17 protein-coding genes are annotated in these 16,259 nt (G+C 68.8%); 6 read left to right on the forward strand and 11 right to left on the reverse strand.

From position 1 onward, the window contains the following. Positions 1–65 precede the first annotated feature (65 nt). Positions 66–1,013 carry an ADP-ribosylglycohydrolase family protein gene (locus EDF64_RS12005; RefSeq protein WP_133520229.1) on the forward strand — a complete coding sequence of 316 codons (948 nt, stop codon included), beginning with the start codon at positions 66–68 and terminating at the stop codon, positions 1,011–1,013. Between the two features lie 89 nt (positions 1,014–1,102). On the opposite strand, the gene EDF64_RS18520 is transcribed toward EDF64_RS12005, so the two are convergent. The 4 genes from EDF64_RS18520 to EDF64_RS12025 all read right to left on the reverse strand — a co-directional run bounded on the left by EDF64_RS18520 (position 1,103) and on the right by EDF64_RS12025 (position 3,471). Next, on the reverse strand, positions 1,103–1,747 hold the full coding sequence (locus EDF64_RS18520) for an SHOCT domain-containing protein (protein WP_243736371.1): 645 nt from the start codon (positions 1,745–1,747) through the stop codon (positions 1,103–1,105). Between the two features lie 138 nt (positions 1,748–1,885). After that, the gene (locus EDF64_RS12015) at positions 1,886–2,362 is read right to left on the reverse strand and encodes a DUF4395 domain-containing protein (protein WP_133520230.1); all 477 of its coding nucleotides are present in this window, start codon (positions 2,360–2,362) and stop codon (positions 1,886–1,888) included. Beyond that, a complete protein-coding gene (locus EDF64_RS12020; protein ID WP_133520231.1) occupies positions 2,359–2,802 on the reverse strand; it encodes a thioredoxin family protein in 444 nt (147 codons plus the stop codon). Before EDF64_RS12020 ends, EDF64_RS12015 begins: the two co-directional genes overlap by 4 nt. A 57-nt stretch (positions 2,803–2,859) precedes the next feature. Continuing rightward, positions 2,860–3,471: a TMEM175 family protein gene (locus tag EDF64_RS12025; RefSeq protein ID WP_133520232.1), complete on the reverse strand. Its 612-nt coding sequence runs from the start codon at positions 3,469–3,471 to the stop codon at positions 2,860–2,862. Between the two features lie 47 nt (positions 3,472–3,518). Between EDF64_RS12025 and EDF64_RS12030 the strand changes: the two genes are divergently transcribed. Further along, positions 3,519–3,731 carry a DUF1653 domain-containing protein gene (locus tag EDF64_RS12030; RefSeq protein ID WP_133520233.1) on the forward strand — a complete coding sequence of 71 codons (213 nt, stop codon included), beginning with the start codon at positions 3,519–3,521 and terminating at the stop codon, positions 3,729–3,731. A 756-nt stretch (positions 3,732–4,487) separates the two neighbouring features. On the opposite strand, the gene EDF64_RS12035 is transcribed toward EDF64_RS12030, so the two are convergent. From EDF64_RS12035 to EDF64_RS12050, 4 genes are all read right to left on the reverse strand, one after another. Further along, a complete protein-coding gene (locus EDF64_RS12035; protein WP_133520234.1) occupies positions 4,488–5,864 on the reverse strand; it encodes a hypothetical protein in 1,377 nt (458 codons plus the stop codon). 83 nt (positions 5,865–5,947) lie between these two features. After that, entirely contained in the window at positions 5,948–6,208 is a 261-nt protein-coding gene (locus EDF64_RS12040) for a hypothetical protein (protein WP_133520235.1), read from the reverse strand. 13 nt (positions 6,209–6,221) lie between these two features. After that, a complete protein-coding gene (locus EDF64_RS12045) occupies positions 6,222–7,001 on the reverse strand; it encodes an ABC transporter ATP-binding protein (protein ID WP_133520236.1) in 780 nt (259 codons plus the stop codon). Continuing rightward, on the reverse strand, positions 6,998–7,252 hold the full coding sequence (locus tag EDF64_RS12050) for a hypothetical protein (protein ID WP_133520237.1): 255 nt from the start codon (positions 7,250–7,252) through the stop codon (positions 6,998–7,000). Before EDF64_RS12050 ends, EDF64_RS12045 begins: the two co-directional genes overlap by 4 nt. Positions 7,253–7,352: 100 nt before the next feature. Here EDF64_RS12050 and EDF64_RS12055 point away from each other — a divergent pair, with 100 nt between their 5' ends. Together EDF64_RS12055 and EDF64_RS12060 are read left to right on the forward strand one after the other, a co-directional pair. Continuing rightward, positions 7,353–10,817: a TM0106 family RecB-like putative nuclease gene (locus tag EDF64_RS12055; protein WP_133520238.1), complete on the forward strand. Its 3,465-nt coding sequence runs from the start codon at positions 7,353–7,355 to the stop codon at positions 10,815–10,817. Between the two features lie 186 nt (positions 10,818–11,003). After that, positions 11,004–11,831, forward strand: a complete 828-nt coding sequence (locus tag EDF64_RS12060) for a nuclease-related domain-containing protein (protein ID WP_133520239.1) — start codon at positions 11,004–11,006, stop codon at positions 11,829–11,831. A 3-nt stretch (positions 11,832–11,834) separates the two neighbouring features. Here the strand turns inward: EDF64_RS12060 and EDF64_RS12065 are convergent, their stop codons facing one another. Further along, a complete protein-coding gene (locus EDF64_RS12065; RefSeq protein ID WP_133520240.1) occupies positions 11,835–12,503 on the reverse strand; it encodes a GOLPH3/VPS74 family protein in 669 nt (222 codons plus the stop codon). Between the two features lie 92 nt (positions 12,504–12,595). Next, the gene (locus tag EDF64_RS12070; RefSeq protein WP_133520241.1) at positions 12,596–13,399 is read right to left on the reverse strand and encodes an SDR family oxidoreductase; all 804 of its coding nucleotides are present in this window, start codon (positions 13,397–13,399) and stop codon (positions 12,596–12,598) included. A 161-nt stretch (positions 13,400–13,560) separates the two neighbouring features. On the opposite strand from EDF64_RS12070, the gene EDF64_RS12075 reads away from it, so the two are divergent. After that, complete coding sequence (locus EDF64_RS12075) at positions 13,561–14,400, forward strand: hypothetical protein (RefSeq protein WP_133520242.1); 840 nt, start codon at positions 13,561–13,563, stop codon at positions 14,398–14,400. A 21-nt stretch (positions 14,401–14,421) separates the two neighbouring features. Here EDF64_RS12075 and EDF64_RS12080 read toward each other — a convergent pair whose 3' ends face one another. Continuing rightward, a complete protein-coding gene (locus EDF64_RS12080; protein ID WP_133520243.1) occupies positions 14,422–15,252 on the reverse strand; it encodes an HNH endonuclease family protein in 831 nt (276 codons plus the stop codon). Between the two features lie 138 nt (positions 15,253–15,390). Between EDF64_RS12080 and EDF64_RS12085 the strand changes: the two genes are divergently transcribed. Continuing rightward, on the forward strand, positions 15,391–16,170 hold the full coding sequence (locus tag EDF64_RS12085) for an aldo/keto reductase (protein ID WP_133520244.1): 780 nt from the start codon (positions 15,391–15,393) through the stop codon (positions 16,168–16,170). Positions 16,171–16,259 lie beyond the last annotated feature (89 nt).

Here is a 16,259-nt window from a genome sequence, read left to right on the forward strand (position 1 = left end):
AAACCGGCAGGAGCGTGCAGACTCTGTTTTACGCAATTTCGCGCAAACCTGCATCGGAGGCTCACATGACCACGCAGACCACCGTCCAGGTCGACCGGGCCGTCGGTGCCGTCCTCGGCTCCGCCGCCGGCGACGCCCTCGGCGCCGGATACGAGTTCCGCCCCGCCGTCCCCGCACCCACCCCGATCCGGATGGCCGGCGGCGGCTCGTTCGGCTGGGCGCCGGGGGAGTGGACGGACGACACGAGCATGGCCGTCCCGATCCTCCGCACGGTCGCGCGTGGCGGCGACCCCGCTTCCGAGGAAGCGCTCGACGGCCTCGTGGCCGCCTGGGCAGCGTGGTCGGTCAACGCGCCCGACGTCGGCATCCAGACACGCAACGTCCTCACCGGCCTGGAGGCACGGACCGCCTCCCGCGCGCGCGCTGCGGCCCGGCAGGAACACGAGTTCAAGGGCCGCTCCGCCGGCAACGGGTCGTTGATGCGGACCGCGCCGCTGGTCCTCGCGTACGTGCGGGGGAACCTCGGAGAAGAGGAGCGGCTCGCCTCGGCTGCGCGGGCGATCAGCGACCTGACGCACTTCGAGGCAGACGCCGGGGACGCGTGCGTCCTCTGGTGCGTGGCGATCCGGCACGCGGTGATGACTGGGGAACTCGACGTGTTCCGCGGCCTCGACCTGCTCGACCTCGACCGCCGCAGGCTGTGGGTGGACCGGCTCGTCACGGCGGAGCACTCCGAGCCGGTGGACTTCACGGGCTCGGACGGGTGGGTCGTCTCCGCGATGCAGGCCGCCTACGCGGCGGTCAAGCACAGCACCTCGCTCGAGGACGCCCTCGTCCGTGCCGTCCGCACGGGCAACGACACCGACACGGTCGCGGCGATCGCCGGAGGTCTGGCCGGGGCGCTCTACGGGGCATCGGCGCTGCCTGCGGAGTGGCGCGAGCTGCTGCACGGCTGGCCGAACCTGCGCGCGGACGACCTGGTCACGCTGAGCGAGCAGGCGCTGACCGCGTGACCCGACGCGGGCGTCGGAGGCTGCCATGGGGGGAGCCTCCGCCGTCGGTGACGTGAGTGGCGGGGCGGAGGCGAGCCGCGCCTCCCGGCTCACATCCGCGCGAGCAACTCGGCCTTCTTCGTCGTGAACTCCGCCTCGGTGAGCACTCCGGCGTCACGGAGTGATGCGAGCTGCACGAGCTGCTCAGCAACGTCGGGCGCGACGTCGCTGGGCCGTGTGCGTTCCTTGATCAGACCGGACACCATGGAGAAGGCCTGCTCTGTCAGCGTCTGCGGGGCGTCGGGTGTGACCGGCGCCGTCGTCACGACTGCGACCGCTGCTTGACCCGTCACCAGATCGGCAGGAGGCTCCTCGCGGAGGGCACCGAGGACGAGTTCGAAGTGGGCGAAGAGGTCGTCGGGGAGCTTGAGGAGCGACGGCGGCTTGTCGTCGGACCACTCGATGCGGACGCCGTGCGGGACCCGCGTCGACGAGTCGATCGAAGCGCCGATCGCGGCCGACGCGCCCCGGCTGAGGAATCGGGGCAGGACGGCCTCTGCGACGGCCTGCCCCACCGCGCTCGCGGTCTTCGCGGTGCGTGACTCGAGCGGGACTTCGTGCCACCGCGCAACTGTCTCGGTGTTCACCTTGCGCCCCCGGAAGCCACTCTGGATCACGATCCCGCTCCCGAACGCGGCGACGCTGACCATCGAGTCCACGTACGCGCCGCCGATGACCTTGCCGTTCGATGCCATGACATGAAACTAGCGGTTCGCTCAGCTTCGTCAATCCTCGCTGCACCCCGCGGCACGAAACGGTGCGGAGTTCCGCAAACGGGTTCTGCCGATGACGCGAGCGGCGGGGCGGAGGCGAGCCGCGCCTCCAGACCGGGATCAGGCCGTGGTCCGCTGCCGGAAGACGCCCGCCCGAACCAGCCACACGTAGAGCAGGCAGCCGATGCAGACGTCGAAGACGGCGTTGAGGAACGCGGCGAACAGCGCGATCGCGGCGCCGACGGGCGCGGCGTACGGGACGCCGACCAGAGCGAAGACGAGCGCCAGCGCCGTGATGACCAGGCCGACCTGCTGGGCGAAGGTCGGGGGTTCTGGGGCCTCGAGTTCGGCGGGCGGGGCGAGCCGTGGGCGGACGAACCGGCGGAAGAGCGCGCCGTAGGGGTGGCGACGGATGCCGGCGATGCCGCCGATGGCGAAGAGGACCACGATCACGGCGAGCAGGACGATGCCGGCCGCCCACGTCGCGGGGATCAGGGTGATGACGATCGTCGCGGCGAGCAGGACGGTCGTGATGGCCGCGCCGAAGCGTGGGGAACGCGGATCGATGCCGTTGGCGGGGGTTGTGGGCGTGGTCATCGGGACTCCTCTGTTCCTGGGGTCAGGACGGTGTCGAGGGCTGCGGAGAGTTCGGCGGGACGGGGTGGCCCTCCGAAGCGGGTGCGGACGGCGCGGTCACCGTCGAGGAGCAGGACCGTGGGGGTCTGCATGACGTCGAAGCGTCGGGCGAGCTCGGGGCGCTCGGCGAGGTCGATCTCGATGCGCGTGACACCGGGGGTGGTGTCGGCGACGGCGTCGAGCTGACGACGGGTGGCCGGGCAGCGAGCGCACGTCGGCGTGGAGAACTGCACGAGGGTGGCGGCGGTGCCGAAGGCGTCGGCAGGACCGAGGTCCGCGGTGGGGAGCGTGTCCGTGCGGCCGCTTCGTGCGCGTCCGGTCCGCGCGCGCAGCACCACGCCGAGGACCGTGGCGAGTGCGAGGACTCCCACGAGGACGGCGACGGCCGCGATGACGGTCATGCCGTGACGGTACGTCGTTCGGGCGTCCGGGTCACCGAGATGACCGACTGTGACAGGTCAGCGGCGGCGACGGACGATCGCAGCGATCGGGGTCTGCAGCAGCAGGAGCAGCACCCAGTACAGGCCGACCGACGGGAAGATCATCGCGAGCACGAGGGCCAGGGCGAGCAGGCCGGCGGCGGTCGGGCCCTTCCAGGTGTCCCCGAGCGGGGAGGACAGCAGCTCCGGAGAGCGTCGGAGTTCCCACTCGATGACGGTGAGCGTCAGGCTCGTGACGACCATGCTGCCGAGGTACAGCCCGTGCGACACCCGGTCGTCGCTCTCGCCGGTGTTGAGCAGGTTGGCGGCGAACGGCAGGAACACGATGCTGAGCAGCCAGAGGAAGTTCAGGCGCACGATCCGCAGGTTGTAGGAGCGCACGTGCTCGAACACCTGGTGGTGCAGCGTCCAGAAGCGGGAGATTACCCAGAACGTGATGCCGAACTCCAGGACAGCAGGCCATCTCTCGCTGAGCAGGTCGCCCGCGCTCTCCCCGTGCGTGAGCTCACCGGCGATGCCGACCAGCGGGAGGATGAGGATCGTGATCGCGATCGCCACGGTCGCGTCGGAGAAGTTCACGAGGCGGTCGAGGCCACGTTCGGTCCGTGCCTGCTCGGTCTGCTCGCTCATGGTGCCGAGCGTACCGAGCGCCTGAGGAGCGGCCCTAGCATCGGGGCATGAGCGACGACGTGACGCCCGGCCGGTACCGCCACTTCAAGGGGAACGACTACGAGGTGCTCCTCGTCGCCCGGGACGTCGAGACCGAGGAGCCGGTCGTCGTGTACCAGGCGCTGTACGGCGAACGCGGGCACTGGGTCCGAACGCTCGCCGACTTCACGGCGCACGTCTCCCGCGACGGTTACGACGGGCCGCGCTTCAGGTTGATCTAGAAACATTTACCGATGCGCTTCGGCGTCCCCGCCGATCGGATCATTGCGGTGGGGAAACCCTCTGCCGCTCGCCCGAATCGCGACGGACGCCGGATGCGCTCCAGCGGCCGAGCGCGGTTCGAAGATTGGCCCCATCTCCAACCGGTGCCACCAGCGCTGCCACATGTCCCGCCCCCACGCACGCGATCGCGATCGCAGCAAAGACGTGAGGCATCAGAAACGCAATGAGCCCGCATACCGTCGCGGCTACGAGAGGTCCGCTCAGAACCACGCAGATCTCGCGTCCAGCACTCAATTCAGGACGGACAATGTGTGCCAGCCCGAGTCGTGCCACGGCGTGTGCATGGGGACGACGGGACGGAGAAGCGACCAATGCGAAGGCGAGGAGATGGCCCGCTTCGTGGCACGCGTTCGTGCAAAGGAGAGTCAGGACACCTATCAGAGGTGCCACCGCGATCGCACCGACGGCTGGTCGCGCTGATGCGAGCAAGAGCGCCAGCAGAATCGGGCCTGCTGCCGACGCAAACACGATCCCTTGCAAGTTGAACAGTAGGGCCAGACTGCGCGCGCTCCCACTGCAGTTCAGGCTTCGGCCGGTGAATGCTCGCACCCACGCGGGCCGGTCTTCGCTGATGAATCCGTTCTCGAGCGCGAGCATCCGGTCGCGTCTCGAGCTGATGGGTAGTACCACGTCGAATTCAAAGCAACGGACACTGCCGCGGGCGCTGCCGCAGCACGCTGCATCGCGGTGGTTCCTCACCGTGTTCTCGTCAGCCGGTGTGCGGTCAGCACAGCAAATCCTGTCAGAACCCCGGCAAATAAGAGGGTGAGCGTCATTCCGACGGCCTCTGTCGAGATCAGTGCGATTTGAGCAGATAGTGAGCTTGTTGCGAGGTAAAGACCCATTGCGAGAACGAGTCCGACGCTGCCGGAGAGCTGCTGTGTTTCGCTCCACGGCACGAGCATTCCGGCGAGGGCGGCAGCACCGAGGAGAAGAAGGCTGCGTGCGAGCATAGATGGGGTATCTCCCGCCTCCAGTACGCCCAGCGCAAGCTCGATGGAGGTCAAAGCGACCCACACGAGCACGGCAAGGCTGACGTGCGCCATCCCGAGGGGAACGACCCACCATGATCGCTCGCTCTTGGTGGCTGCCCCGACCCAGGTCCAAGGCAGAATCCGACCTGGCCCAAAGAGCACGAGCGCGCATCCGGCCGATGGTAGGGAGGCGGCAAGACCGATCCGCAGCTCTGCAGGGAGGTTCCCCGCCGGGACCGAGGCGACGGCGGCGAGGAGGGCGAGTCCTCCCATCAGCGCCAAAGCCGTCTGAGGGGCGCGAATGATGATCAGCACTTGAGTGACAAGGACACCCTTCGAGCCACGTACCAGTGCGTCACAAGGAAACGCAACCTTGCCCGGTGCTGAGCGCTTGTGGTTTCGAACGCGACCAGCCAGCAAGGTGATGAGGAACGCTCCACCGACCCAGGCGATGAACATGATCGAATTCATGAGAGGAACCCGACCAACTGCGAGGTCACTGATGATCCCGGGAAGTTCGACAGACGGGTTGCCCGAATTCGCAAGCCTCGGCAGGGATAAGAGTTGACGTCCGAATGCCGCAAGGGACAATGCTAGCGTTATTGTCCCGCTGAAGGTCATTGCAATGGGTGACGGCAATCGGAAAATCGAGGTGAGAACCGATTGGAGGACGTGCAGTATTGCCTGCAGCAGTATTTGGACGAGTATAACGCCCAGGAGGAGAATTCCGATGAGAACGGTGGCGGCGGCCATAGAGGTTAATACTCGGACTGCCACCAGTATGGCGGGCATGCTCATAGCAATGCCTGCTGTGAATGCGACCAGCGTCGTGGGAATCGCGGGACCGATGAGGCGCGCGCTGTTCGTGACCGGCAACATGCAGATCAAGTTGTCCAGAGACGAGCGGGCGGGCGCGATAAGAGTGACGATCAAGCTGATGAGAGTTGCGCTGAGTAGCGCGCCGGAAGCAGCAGTTTGAACCATCATCCTGGAGACGTCGACCGGCATGGTCGAATCGAGGGAGGTTACTGTGGCGACACCAAGCCCCGCGCCGAGTCCAAGGATAGCGATAGCTGCGACCGTGGTGCCTACGGTCACTCGCCGTCTTGATATGCCCAGTGTGTCCGCGAGCTCACTGTGCCAGACCGAAGCCGCAATGGAAGCGACTCTGCCGATCTGATTCATCGGTGTCGTTGCGCGCGGATCCGCACCCACGTGTACAGAAGGGCGACGACCGCTATCACTGCGAGAAGACCAAGTCCGTTGGGCAGAAACTCGACTGACGGAAGACCATTCTCTTCGCCGACGGATGCCGAAAAGACGAGCGGTATGCTTGCGGGGCTTTCGCTGAGGGCGGCAACGAGAACCGTTGCGAGCATTGCGAGGAACGCCGTTGTGATGCCAAGGATGATCCCGATTGCGGCTGTACTGGCTGCTTTCATTTGGACGTCTCCTTCATGATGCGGTGAATAAGGCGCTGAGTCGACTATCGCGAGCGCGCAAGGTGGATGCTGTCGCAGTCTTCATCGAGAAGCACTGCTGGAGTGTGCCGTATTCGGCCACGATCTGCGCCGTCGTCCCGCTCTTGACGGTGTCTCCGTCATGGAGCATCGTGATGTGCTCGCAGCGTGCTTCGGCGCGAAGTAGGTCGTGTGTCGCGATCAGGACCGAGCCTCCACTCGCGGCATGTAGCTCGAGGCACTTCTGCAGCGTGCCCGCAGTGTCAGGATCAAGTCCGCGGAAGGGTTCGTCGAGTATAAGGAGCGATGGTCTGTGCATTAGTGCGCATATCAGTTGGACCTTACGTTTCATCCCGTGCGAATACGACGACATTGGTTTTCCGAGGGCGTGCCTGATCCGCAGAACTCGCGCGAAATCCGCGGCCCACTCTGTGTCATCGCGTCCGCGCAACGAGTCGTGGAGCCTCAAGTATTCTCGGCCGGTGACTGATTGAGGCAACGGGAGATCGTCGGGGGCGAGTCCGAATCGGCTCCGAGCGTCTGGATGCTCCACAGATATCCCGTTGTGATGGACCGTGCCGGCATCTGCCTCGGTGATTCCGGTGATGATGTGAAGCGCTGTGCTCTTACCTGAACCGTTGGAGCCGAGGAGCCCGTGGACCGATCCGGGATGCATGGTGATAGAGAAGTCATTGAGTGCTGCTCGTCCGTTGAACGATTTGCGGACTCCGCTTACATGCAGGACAGGTTCCACGGGCACCTCGACGTTGTTCACTTCTTGCAGTACAGCTTCCAGGTGCCGCCGGCGCTGAACGACGGCATATCCATCGCGGGATACATGCCCTTGTTCTGGCAGGCGATCCACCACGCCGTGACGAGCCCGAGAGCAATCACGATTGCGACTGCCACCAGGATCAACACCACGACTCGATCTTGCTTGAGCGTTACCCGCCGCCGCATCGCGTCAATGCCATCGGCAACGGACGTCTGGGTGCGTAGAGCCCCATTGAGTACAAGGTTCACCATGAACCATCCCTTTTCATACGTACGGCAACGTATCACGTTTGGAGTTCAGGAGTGCAAGCGTTTCAGTGATGTTGTCGGACCTCGCTGTTAGCGTCTCCTCATGCAGATCGGCACCTGCGGGCACGTCCTGCTCAGCCCGAGCGACCTGTCCACGTGGGCCTCGTGCGAGTGGGCGTTCCTGCGGCGGATGGACGCCAAGCTCGGCCGCGGCGAAGCCCTGCCCGAGACGCACGACGACATGCTCGAGCGCACCGCCCGGCTGGGGGACCAGCACGAGCTCGACTACCTCGCCATCCTCAAGGAGACGCGGGACGTCGTGGAGTTCGAGCGCCCGGCCCCGCCCGAGTACCCCGCGGCGGCAGCGGCGGCCCTAGCAGCCATGCGCAACGGCGCCGACGTCCTGTACCAGCCGACCTTCCACGCACCTCCGACCGCGGACGACGCGGGCTTCATCGGCTTCGCGGACTTCATCATCCGCAACGGCCGCGGCGAGTACGAGGTCTACGACACCAAGCTCGCCCGGCACGCCAAGATCAGCGCCCTCCTGCAGCTCGCCGCCTACGCCGAGCAGATGCAGGCGCACGGCATCCCCACCGGCGAGCAGGTCCACCTCGTGCTCGGCGACCGGACCACCACCACGCACGACCTGGCCGACATCGCCCCGGTGTACCGGACGCAGCGGGCAGAGCTCAAGCGTGTGATCGCCGAGCGGCTGGCGGCGGACGAACCACTGCAGTGGGGCGACCCGCGGTACTCGTCGTGCGGCCGGTGCGACGTGTGCAGCACGCAGGTCGAGCAGCACCGCGATCTGGTCCTTGTCGCGGGCATGCGCCTCGACCAGCGGACGAAGCTGATCCGGCGGGGAGTGCGGACGATCGACGACCTGGCGGACCGGACCACGGCCGTGCCAGGCATGTCGAACTCGACGCGAGAGCGGCTGGTCCGTCAGGCGCGCCTTCAGGTCGACGGCCAGCACGGTGGCGGACGCAAGCCGCTGTTCGAGGTCTTGGACCCGCGTGCCCTCGACGCGATCCCCGCGCCGGACCCGGGGGACGTGTTCTTCGACTTCGAGGGCGACCCGCTGTACACCGAGGACGGCGTGCACTGGGGCATCGACTACCTGTTCGGGCTGGTGGACGACCAGGCCGAGTTCACGGCGTTCTGGGCACACACGTTGCGCGACGAACGGCAGGCGCTGATCGACTTCCTCGCCTGGGTGCAGCGGCGGCGCGAGCAGTACCCGGGCATGCACATCTACCACTACGCGGCGTACGAGCGGACGCATCTGCTGTCCCTCGCGGCCCGGCACGGCGTCGGCGAAGAGGCCGTCGACGACCTCCTGCGCGCGGGCGTCCTCGTCGACCTGTACCCGGTGGTGCGGAAAGCGCTCGTGGTCGGCAGCCGCAGCTACTCGATCAAGAAGCTCGAGCCGCTGTACATGGGCGAGGACCTGCGGCTCAGCGACGTCACGAACGCCGCCGACAGCATCACCGCCTACGTCGACGCGATCACCGAGATCCGCACGGGTGACGCGATCCGCGGGCAGCACATGCTCGACGAGGTCGCCGACTACAACGCCTACGACTGCCGCTCGACGCTTCGGCTCCGCGACTGGCTCCTGTCCCTGCGCGCGGATTCGCCGGCGGACCCACGGGACGAGGACGAGCTCCTCCCGTCGATCCCCGTCGACCGTGAGCCGAACCCGGTGTACCTCGCGCTCGCCGCCGAACTCGAGGACGTCGACGCCCTCGACCGCACCCCCGACCAGACCGCCCTGGCGCTCGCCGCGGCCGCGATCGACTACCACCGGCGCGAGGCGAAGACGTTCTGGCAGGACCACTTCGACCGTCTCCGGAACCCCGTGGACGAGTGGGCGGACACCCGCGACGTCCTTGTCGTCGAGCGCGCGTCCGTCGAGCGCGACTGGGACACGCTGCCGCGTGCCCGGTCGCAGTCGCGTGAGATCCGGTTGTCGGGGACGCTCGCGCCCGGTTCGCGGCTCCGGCCTGGAGGCACGCCCCACCTCCTCTACGACGACCCGCTCCCGCCATCGGTCGTCTCTCCGGGCCCCGGTTCGAAGGGCGCGTCGTCCCGCGCGGTCATCGTGGACGTCAGCGACGACGGCGATGCCGTCGAGGTCCGGGTGAAGGAGGGTCTGCCCGTCGGAGGGTCGCCGCACGGAGACCTCCCGGTCGCCCTCGCGCCGGCAGCGCCGCCCCGAGCGAAGCCCCAGCCCGAGGCGATCGCCGAGTGGGGGCAGACGGTGCTCGACGCGCTGCCGTCGATGCTGCCCGACCCGGCGTTCGACCTGCTCCGCCGCGTTCCGCCGCGCGGGCCGATCGTTCCCGTGCAGGGCGACGACACCGTGTCCGCCGTGGTCGCGACGCTGCTCGGGCTCGACCGGTCGTACCTGGCGATCCAGGGCCCTCCCGGCACCGGCAAGACCTACGTGGGGTCGAACGTCGTCGCGCGGCTGGTCCGCGAGTACGGCTGGCGCGTCGGTGTCGTCGGGCAGTCGCACGCGACCTCGGAGAACTTCCTCGATTCGGTGGTCCGCGCAGGCGTCCCCGCCGATCGTGTTGTGAAAGTCCCGAAGAAGGACGCGACCGAGGATGACCTCGAGGCGGCCGACTGGACACCCGTGAAGAACGGCGCCGCGATCGCCGCGTTCCTGTCGTCGTGCGAGGCCTCGGGCGCCGGCGGCGTCGTGGGCGGCACCGCGTGGACCTTCGCGAACGAGGCCACGATCGCCCGCGGTTCCCTCGACCTGCTCGTCGTCGACGAGGCCGGACAGTTCTCGCTCGCGCCGACGATCGCCTCCTCGGTCGCCGCGACCCGCCTGCTCCTGCTCGGCGATCCGCAGCAGCTGCCCCAGGTGTCGCAGGGATCCCACCCCGAACCCGTCGACCAGTCAGCGCTCGGATGGCTCACCGACGGGGCGCACGTGTTGCCGTCCGAGTTCGGCTACTTCCTCGCCCGCACCCGGCGCATGGAACCGGCACTGACAGCTTCGGTCTCGGCGCTGTCCTACGACGGGCAGCTCGCCTCGATGGTCTCCGGCCGGCACCTCGACAACGTCGACGCGGGTGTGCACCCGGTGCCGGTCGTGCACGCGGGCAACACGACGTCCTCGGTGGAGGAAGCCGCTCGCGTCGTGGCACTCGCACAGGACGTGGTCGGACGGCGATGGGTGGACGGCGACGACATCCGGACCCTGACCGACGAGGACGTCATCGTCGTCGCGCCGTACAACGCCCAAGGTGCCGTGATCCGCGACGCACTGGACCGCGCCGGACTCCGGGGGACCCAGGTCGGCACCGTCGACATGTTCCAGGGGCGCGAAGCCGTCGTGTCGATCGTGTCGCTGGCGGCGTCGAGCGCTGCCGACATCCCGCGCGGGCTCGACTTCCTGCTCATGCCGAACCGCCTGAACGTGGCGCTGTCCCGGGCGAAGTGGGCGGCGTACCTCGTGTACTCGCCTGCGCTCACCACGGGGCTGCCGCCGTCGATCTCCGGGCTGTCCCTGCTCTCCCGCTTCATCGAGCTCGTCGAGCCGCGCACCTGAGCCGGTCGTCGCCGGGGCGGGCCCGTTCTCGTTCCGGCGATTGATCGTCCTGGTTCACGAACCCCGTCGATCGCGAACCGGAACGGTCAAACGCGAAACGGAACTGTCCCGTCCCCCGAGCGGTGCCGAACCGTGACGCCTGAACGAGGGCTCGTCCGACACCTGTCGCCGTGGGACGGTGGACGTATGGGGGAAGCACGAGGGACCGCTCCGCTCACGCTGCGCGCTCGGAAGCCCGGCTACGCGGTCATGCAGGAGTGTCTGTCGATCCAGTCCGGCACTCCGGCACGAACCAAGTGGCAACGGTTCTGGGGTCACGACCCGCTCCACCCGGATGCACGGTCGTGGTTCAAGGGCGCGATCGGCGAGCGGGAGGTGGCGACCGCCCTCGAGTCGCTCGGTCCGGACTTCACCGTGCTCCATGCCGTTCCTGTCGGAAAGAACGAGACCGACATCGACCACGTGGTCATCGGGCCCACCGGGGTGTTCTCGATCAACACGAAGAACCACTCGGGGCACGACGTCTGGGCCGGCGGGCGCACGCTCATGGTGAACGGGCAGCGGACCCGGCACATGCACAGCGCTCTCGCAGAGGGTGAGCGAGCAACCCGTCTGCTCTCGGCGGCGGCCGGCGGCCCGATCCTGGTGCAGCCGATACTCGTGGTGGCCGCGGCGAAGCTCCGGTTCGGTGACAAGGTACCGGCGGTCGTGGCGCTGCAGCCTCGGGAGATCGGGCAGTGGGTCACCGGGCTGCCGCGCGCGCACTCCGATGAAGCAGTGCGTTTCCTCTCGATGCTCGCCGAGGAACGCGGCACCTGGCACGTCGACGCTGTCGTCATCAACGACACGCTCCGGCACGTCCAGCGGTTCGAGCGTCTCGAGCGGGACCGGCGGGATGCCGCAGCGCGTCGGGCCCTGCTCCGGAAGGCGCGGGTGGTGGCGGTGCTCGCCGTCCCCGCGGGTGCCCTCCTCGGCTACTGGTGGGCGACAGCCATCACAGCGCTCGGCGCCTGAGCCTCAGCTCGAGGCGATCGTCGCCGTCGTCGCCGCGGTCGTCGCTGCGACGCTGGCCATGATCGCGGCCATCTGGATCTCCTCGAGGACGGCCCTCACCGCCGGGGTCGCCCAACTGCCCGAGGTGATCTCCTTGACGAGCGCGCGGTCGACCTTGCCGAACTGCTTGCGGAGGGTGTTCGTGGCATCGAGGAGTCCGATCACCGCTGCGGCGAACGGCGTCGGGGCCGACCGCTGTGCCAGGACGTCGGCGATCGTCGAGCGCAGCAGGGTCTCGGGCCCACCGTCTCGCTCCGGGTACTTCGTCGTGGGGAAGATGCCGAGCGCCTTCCCCTGTTCGAGCGTGATGACGCCCCGCGCGATCAGCCCGGCGAAGACGTCGTCGCGGAGCGGGCGCTTGGCGAGTCGGGTGATCCACCACTTCGCCTTGCGGGGCTTGTCGGTCGCCGCGATGGTGCCGACGACGCCGTCGAGCACCGGGTCGCCGGTCGCGGCACCGTTCACGACGGTGACGAGTCCGTCCTGCAGCGAGACGACGCCGCGGAGGGCGAGGTCGGCGAGGACGGCACCGGCCAGCCCGGCGTCGAGCGTCTGGACGTCCGTGGACTTCCGTCCGTCGGACTCGACCTGGAGCAGCGCGAACGCCTGCGGGACCGTGAGTTGCTCAGCCATGCTCGCAGCCTGCCATGCGTGGCGGGGGTGCGCCGTGCCTCCAGGCCGATGCCCAGCGCACACCGAGGTCGGCGCGCGCCGGGCTGCGTGGCTCAGTACGCGGCGGACTGCCCGCCGTCGATCGGCACCACGGTCGCGTTGACGTACGAGGCGTCGTCGGACAGCAGGAAGGCGACCACCGCGGCGATCTCGGGGGCCTCGCCGTAGCGCTTGGTGGGGTTGACCTGGATGAACTCCTCGGCGGCCTTCCGCGGGTTCTCCGCGTCGAGCTGCTTCATCGAGTTCTCGACCATCGGCGTCCAGATCGCTCCGGGCGCGATGGCGTTGATGCGGATGCCGTACTGGCCGTACTCGACGGCGGAGTTGCGGGTGAGGCCGACGACGCCGTGCTTGGCCGCCGCGTAGCCGGACTGGTTGCCGATGCCGCGGATGCCGCCGACGCTCGCGGTGTTCACGACCATGCCGGAGCCCTGCTCGCGCATGACCTTGAGCACCTTCTCGAGGCCGAGGAACACGCCACGCAGGTTGATGGAGACCACGCGATCGAACTCGGCGGCGGTGAAGGACTCGGTGGGGTTCTGCTTGCCCTCGATGCCGGCATTGTTGAAGAAGCCGTCGATGCGGCCGAAGCGCTCGGTGGTGGCGGCGACGTACGCCTCGACCTGCGCCTCGTCCGAGACGTCGGCGACGGTGGTGAGGACCTGCGCGTCGGGCGCGGCCTCGAGCACGGCGGCCTTCGAGGCCTCGAGTCCGTCGGCGGAGACGTCGACGAGGGAGAGCGCGGCGCCCTCGGCTGCCAGGCGGACGGCGGTGGCACGGCCGAGGCCGGAGCCGCCACCGGTGATGAGGACGATGCGGTCGGTGAAGCGGGTGGAGTTCGTGCTGGTTCCGGTCATGGTGGTGACCTCCTGAGGTCTTCGACGGTGAAGGGCTCGGGGTCCGCGCTGCGCTCGTGGTGCGGCGCTGGGCAGCGAGTCCGGCCGATGCGTTTGCATCGATGTACTTAGACTACACCTGTCGTCTTACCTTCGGTGCGATCCCGGTAGAGTCCGGTGCCGTGGGGACGCGGGAGATCGTGTGGGACGGGACGCGACGGCACGCGGTGCTGCTCGTCATCGGCGTGGCGATCACGCTCGGCGCGGTGGGGGAGATCGCGTCGCTGACGCTGGGAGGCGCTCCGGACTGGAACGCCGGCATCACCGGTGTCGTCGCGGCGATGGCTGCGGCCGGCCTCGTCGTCAGTGTCCGCTACAACCCGCTGAACGACATGGTGACGCGCAACCGTCGAGCCGCGGAGGAGCGGACGTCCCGACAGATCCGCCGATCGTTCCTGGACCTCCTCCTGCTCGACCTCGTGCTCGTCGTCCTCGCCTTCCCCTTCGGCGTGGTCGTGGCGGTCCGCGACGACGACCCGAGCGGGTGGTTCCTGTCGCTGCTGTTCGGGTTCCTGTCCGCGATCGCACTCTGCCTCGCGTGGCTGGTGGGCGCGCTCGTGGTGCTGCCGATCGTGGCGCTCGTCGGTGCGCTCATCGGCGCGAAGGGGAGCAGTCGGGTCGCCGCGTCGGGCGGGGCGGTGTTCCTGTCGATCGTGCTGTTCGCCGTCGTGACCGTCCTCGCCGTCCCGAGCGCGGAGCACGGGTACGTGGGTCGGACCGGACGGGTCCTCACTGCGGTGGGCGTGCTGCTCGGGTTGCCGCTGGCCGATGCTCCGAGCCCGGCGTTGCTCTGGGCTGCGCGGCTCGCGCTGCTGGTCCTCGTCGCGTCGATGATCTGGTTCGCGCACGAGGGGCGAGCGGCCCAGCGCCGGTCGACGCCGCGGCGTGCGACCCCGGGGTCGACGCCGCGGCGTGCGACCCCGGGGCCTGCGGCGCGTCGTCGGTCGGGGTCGTCGGAGTAGGACGCCCGCCCGCCTGCCCACTCAGCAGCCGTCGAGGATGCGGGCGATCGCGTCATGCTCCGCCGGGGCGACCCACAGGCGGTACTTCGCCTTCACGGCGACCTGGTGCTCGACGTAGGTGCAGCGGAAGGACTTGTCCGCCGGCAGCCAGGTCGCGGCGTCGCCCGAGCGCTTCTGCGCATTCGAGTGGCCGTCGACCGCGAAGAGGTTCTCGGGGTCGTTCGCCAGGGCCTCACGCTCGGTCTGGGTGAGCTGCTGCGCGCCGGTCCGCCACGCGTTCTCGAGCGCGACGACGTGGTCGATCTGCACGAGGGTCGACGTCCGGTTGCCGCGCACGAAGTCCACCGTGGCGCCGGTGTACGGCGACACCAGGGTCCCCGTCAGCACCGTGCACGGACCCCGGCGGCTGATCGCCGTGAGGTCGCGCGCCAGCACGTCGTTCCGCGTGTCGCAGCCGTTCCGGTCGACGTCGAGCCAGGCGGTGCCGAAGTCGCCCTCGCGGTCGTAGCCGGTCGCGGGCGCCTTGCCCTTGACGGGCAGCGCAGCGAGCTGGGTGCGGGCGATCGCCGCGGCTGCCGCGCTGCTGGTTCCGCTGCTGGTCCTGTCCGTCGCGGTGCCGGTCACGGTCGGACTGGAGGCGCGGCTCGGCTCCGTCGCGCCGGGTTCCGTCGTGATGGTGGGCGCGTCCGACGCTGCGGCGGCGGTCGCCGCGGTCGTGGTCGCCGCGGGAGCGGCTTCGGCGTCGGGAGCGAGCAGCCCGGTGGTGTGGAGTGCGTAGGCGCCGACCGCGAGAGCGAGGACGACGATGACGGACGTGAGGCTGGTGCGGGTGCGGCGTCGGCTGGACGTCATGCGGGGTGGGGCTCCTGGTGGTGCAGTGGTGCAGTGGTGCAGTGGTGCGGCGGTGCCGTCGTGCGGTGGTGCGGGTCCGGTGGGACCGGGATCGATCTTCCCGTGAAGGACCGACATCGCCCGGCGTAGACACGGACCATGACCGATTACGCGAATCCGTCCGTGTCCGTCACCGGTGGGTCGATGCCGCTCCTGGGCTTCGGCACCTGGCAGATCCCCGACGCCGAAGCCCCCGCCGCGGTGGGCTCGGCGTTGGAGGCCGGCTACCGCCACATCGACACCGCCACGGGGTACAGCAACCAGCGCGGGGTGGGGAAGGCGATCGCCTCGTCCGGCCTCGCCCGCGACGACGTCTTCGTGACGACCAAGCTGCCGCCGGACGCTGCCGACCGGGTGCGCGAGACCATCGAGGAGAGCCTCGAGCAGCTCGGGCTCGACCACCTCGACCTCTGGCTCGTGCACTGGCCGCCGAACGGTGAGGCCCGCCCGGACGTCTGGGAGCAGGTCGTCCAGGCGCAGGCCGACGGGCTCACCCGCGCGGTCGGCGTCAGCAACTACTCGCTCGCGCAGATCGACGAGCTCGTCTCCGCGACCGGCGCGACCCCGGCCGTGAACCAGATCAAGTGGAGCCCGGTCGAGTACGACCGTGCGATCGCCGACGGGCTGGCCGAGCGCGGGGTCGTCCTCGAGGGCTACAGCCCCTTCAAGGCGAGCAACCTGCAGGACCCGACGCTCGTGGAGATCGCCGGGGCGCACGACGCCGACGCTGCCCAGGTCATCGTCGCGTGGCACGTGGCGCACGAGTTCGTCGTCATCCCGAAGTCGTCGAACCCGGAGCGCATCGCCTCGAACGCCGCGGGCGCCCGCATCGAGTTGAGCGCCGACGAGGTCGCACGGATCGACGCCCTCGGGCACTGACCCCCCCTTCGCACCGTGCGACGTGCTGACACGGCGCACAACCGAAGTCACGCCGAGCCGTGCATCGCCGCGGTTCGGTGTGACTTTGG

It is taken from the genome of Curtobacterium flaccumfaciens, assembly GCF_004361695.1.
GTDB lineage: Bacteria > Actinomycetota > Actinomycetes > Actinomycetales > Microbacteriaceae > Curtobacterium > Curtobacterium flaccumfaciens_B.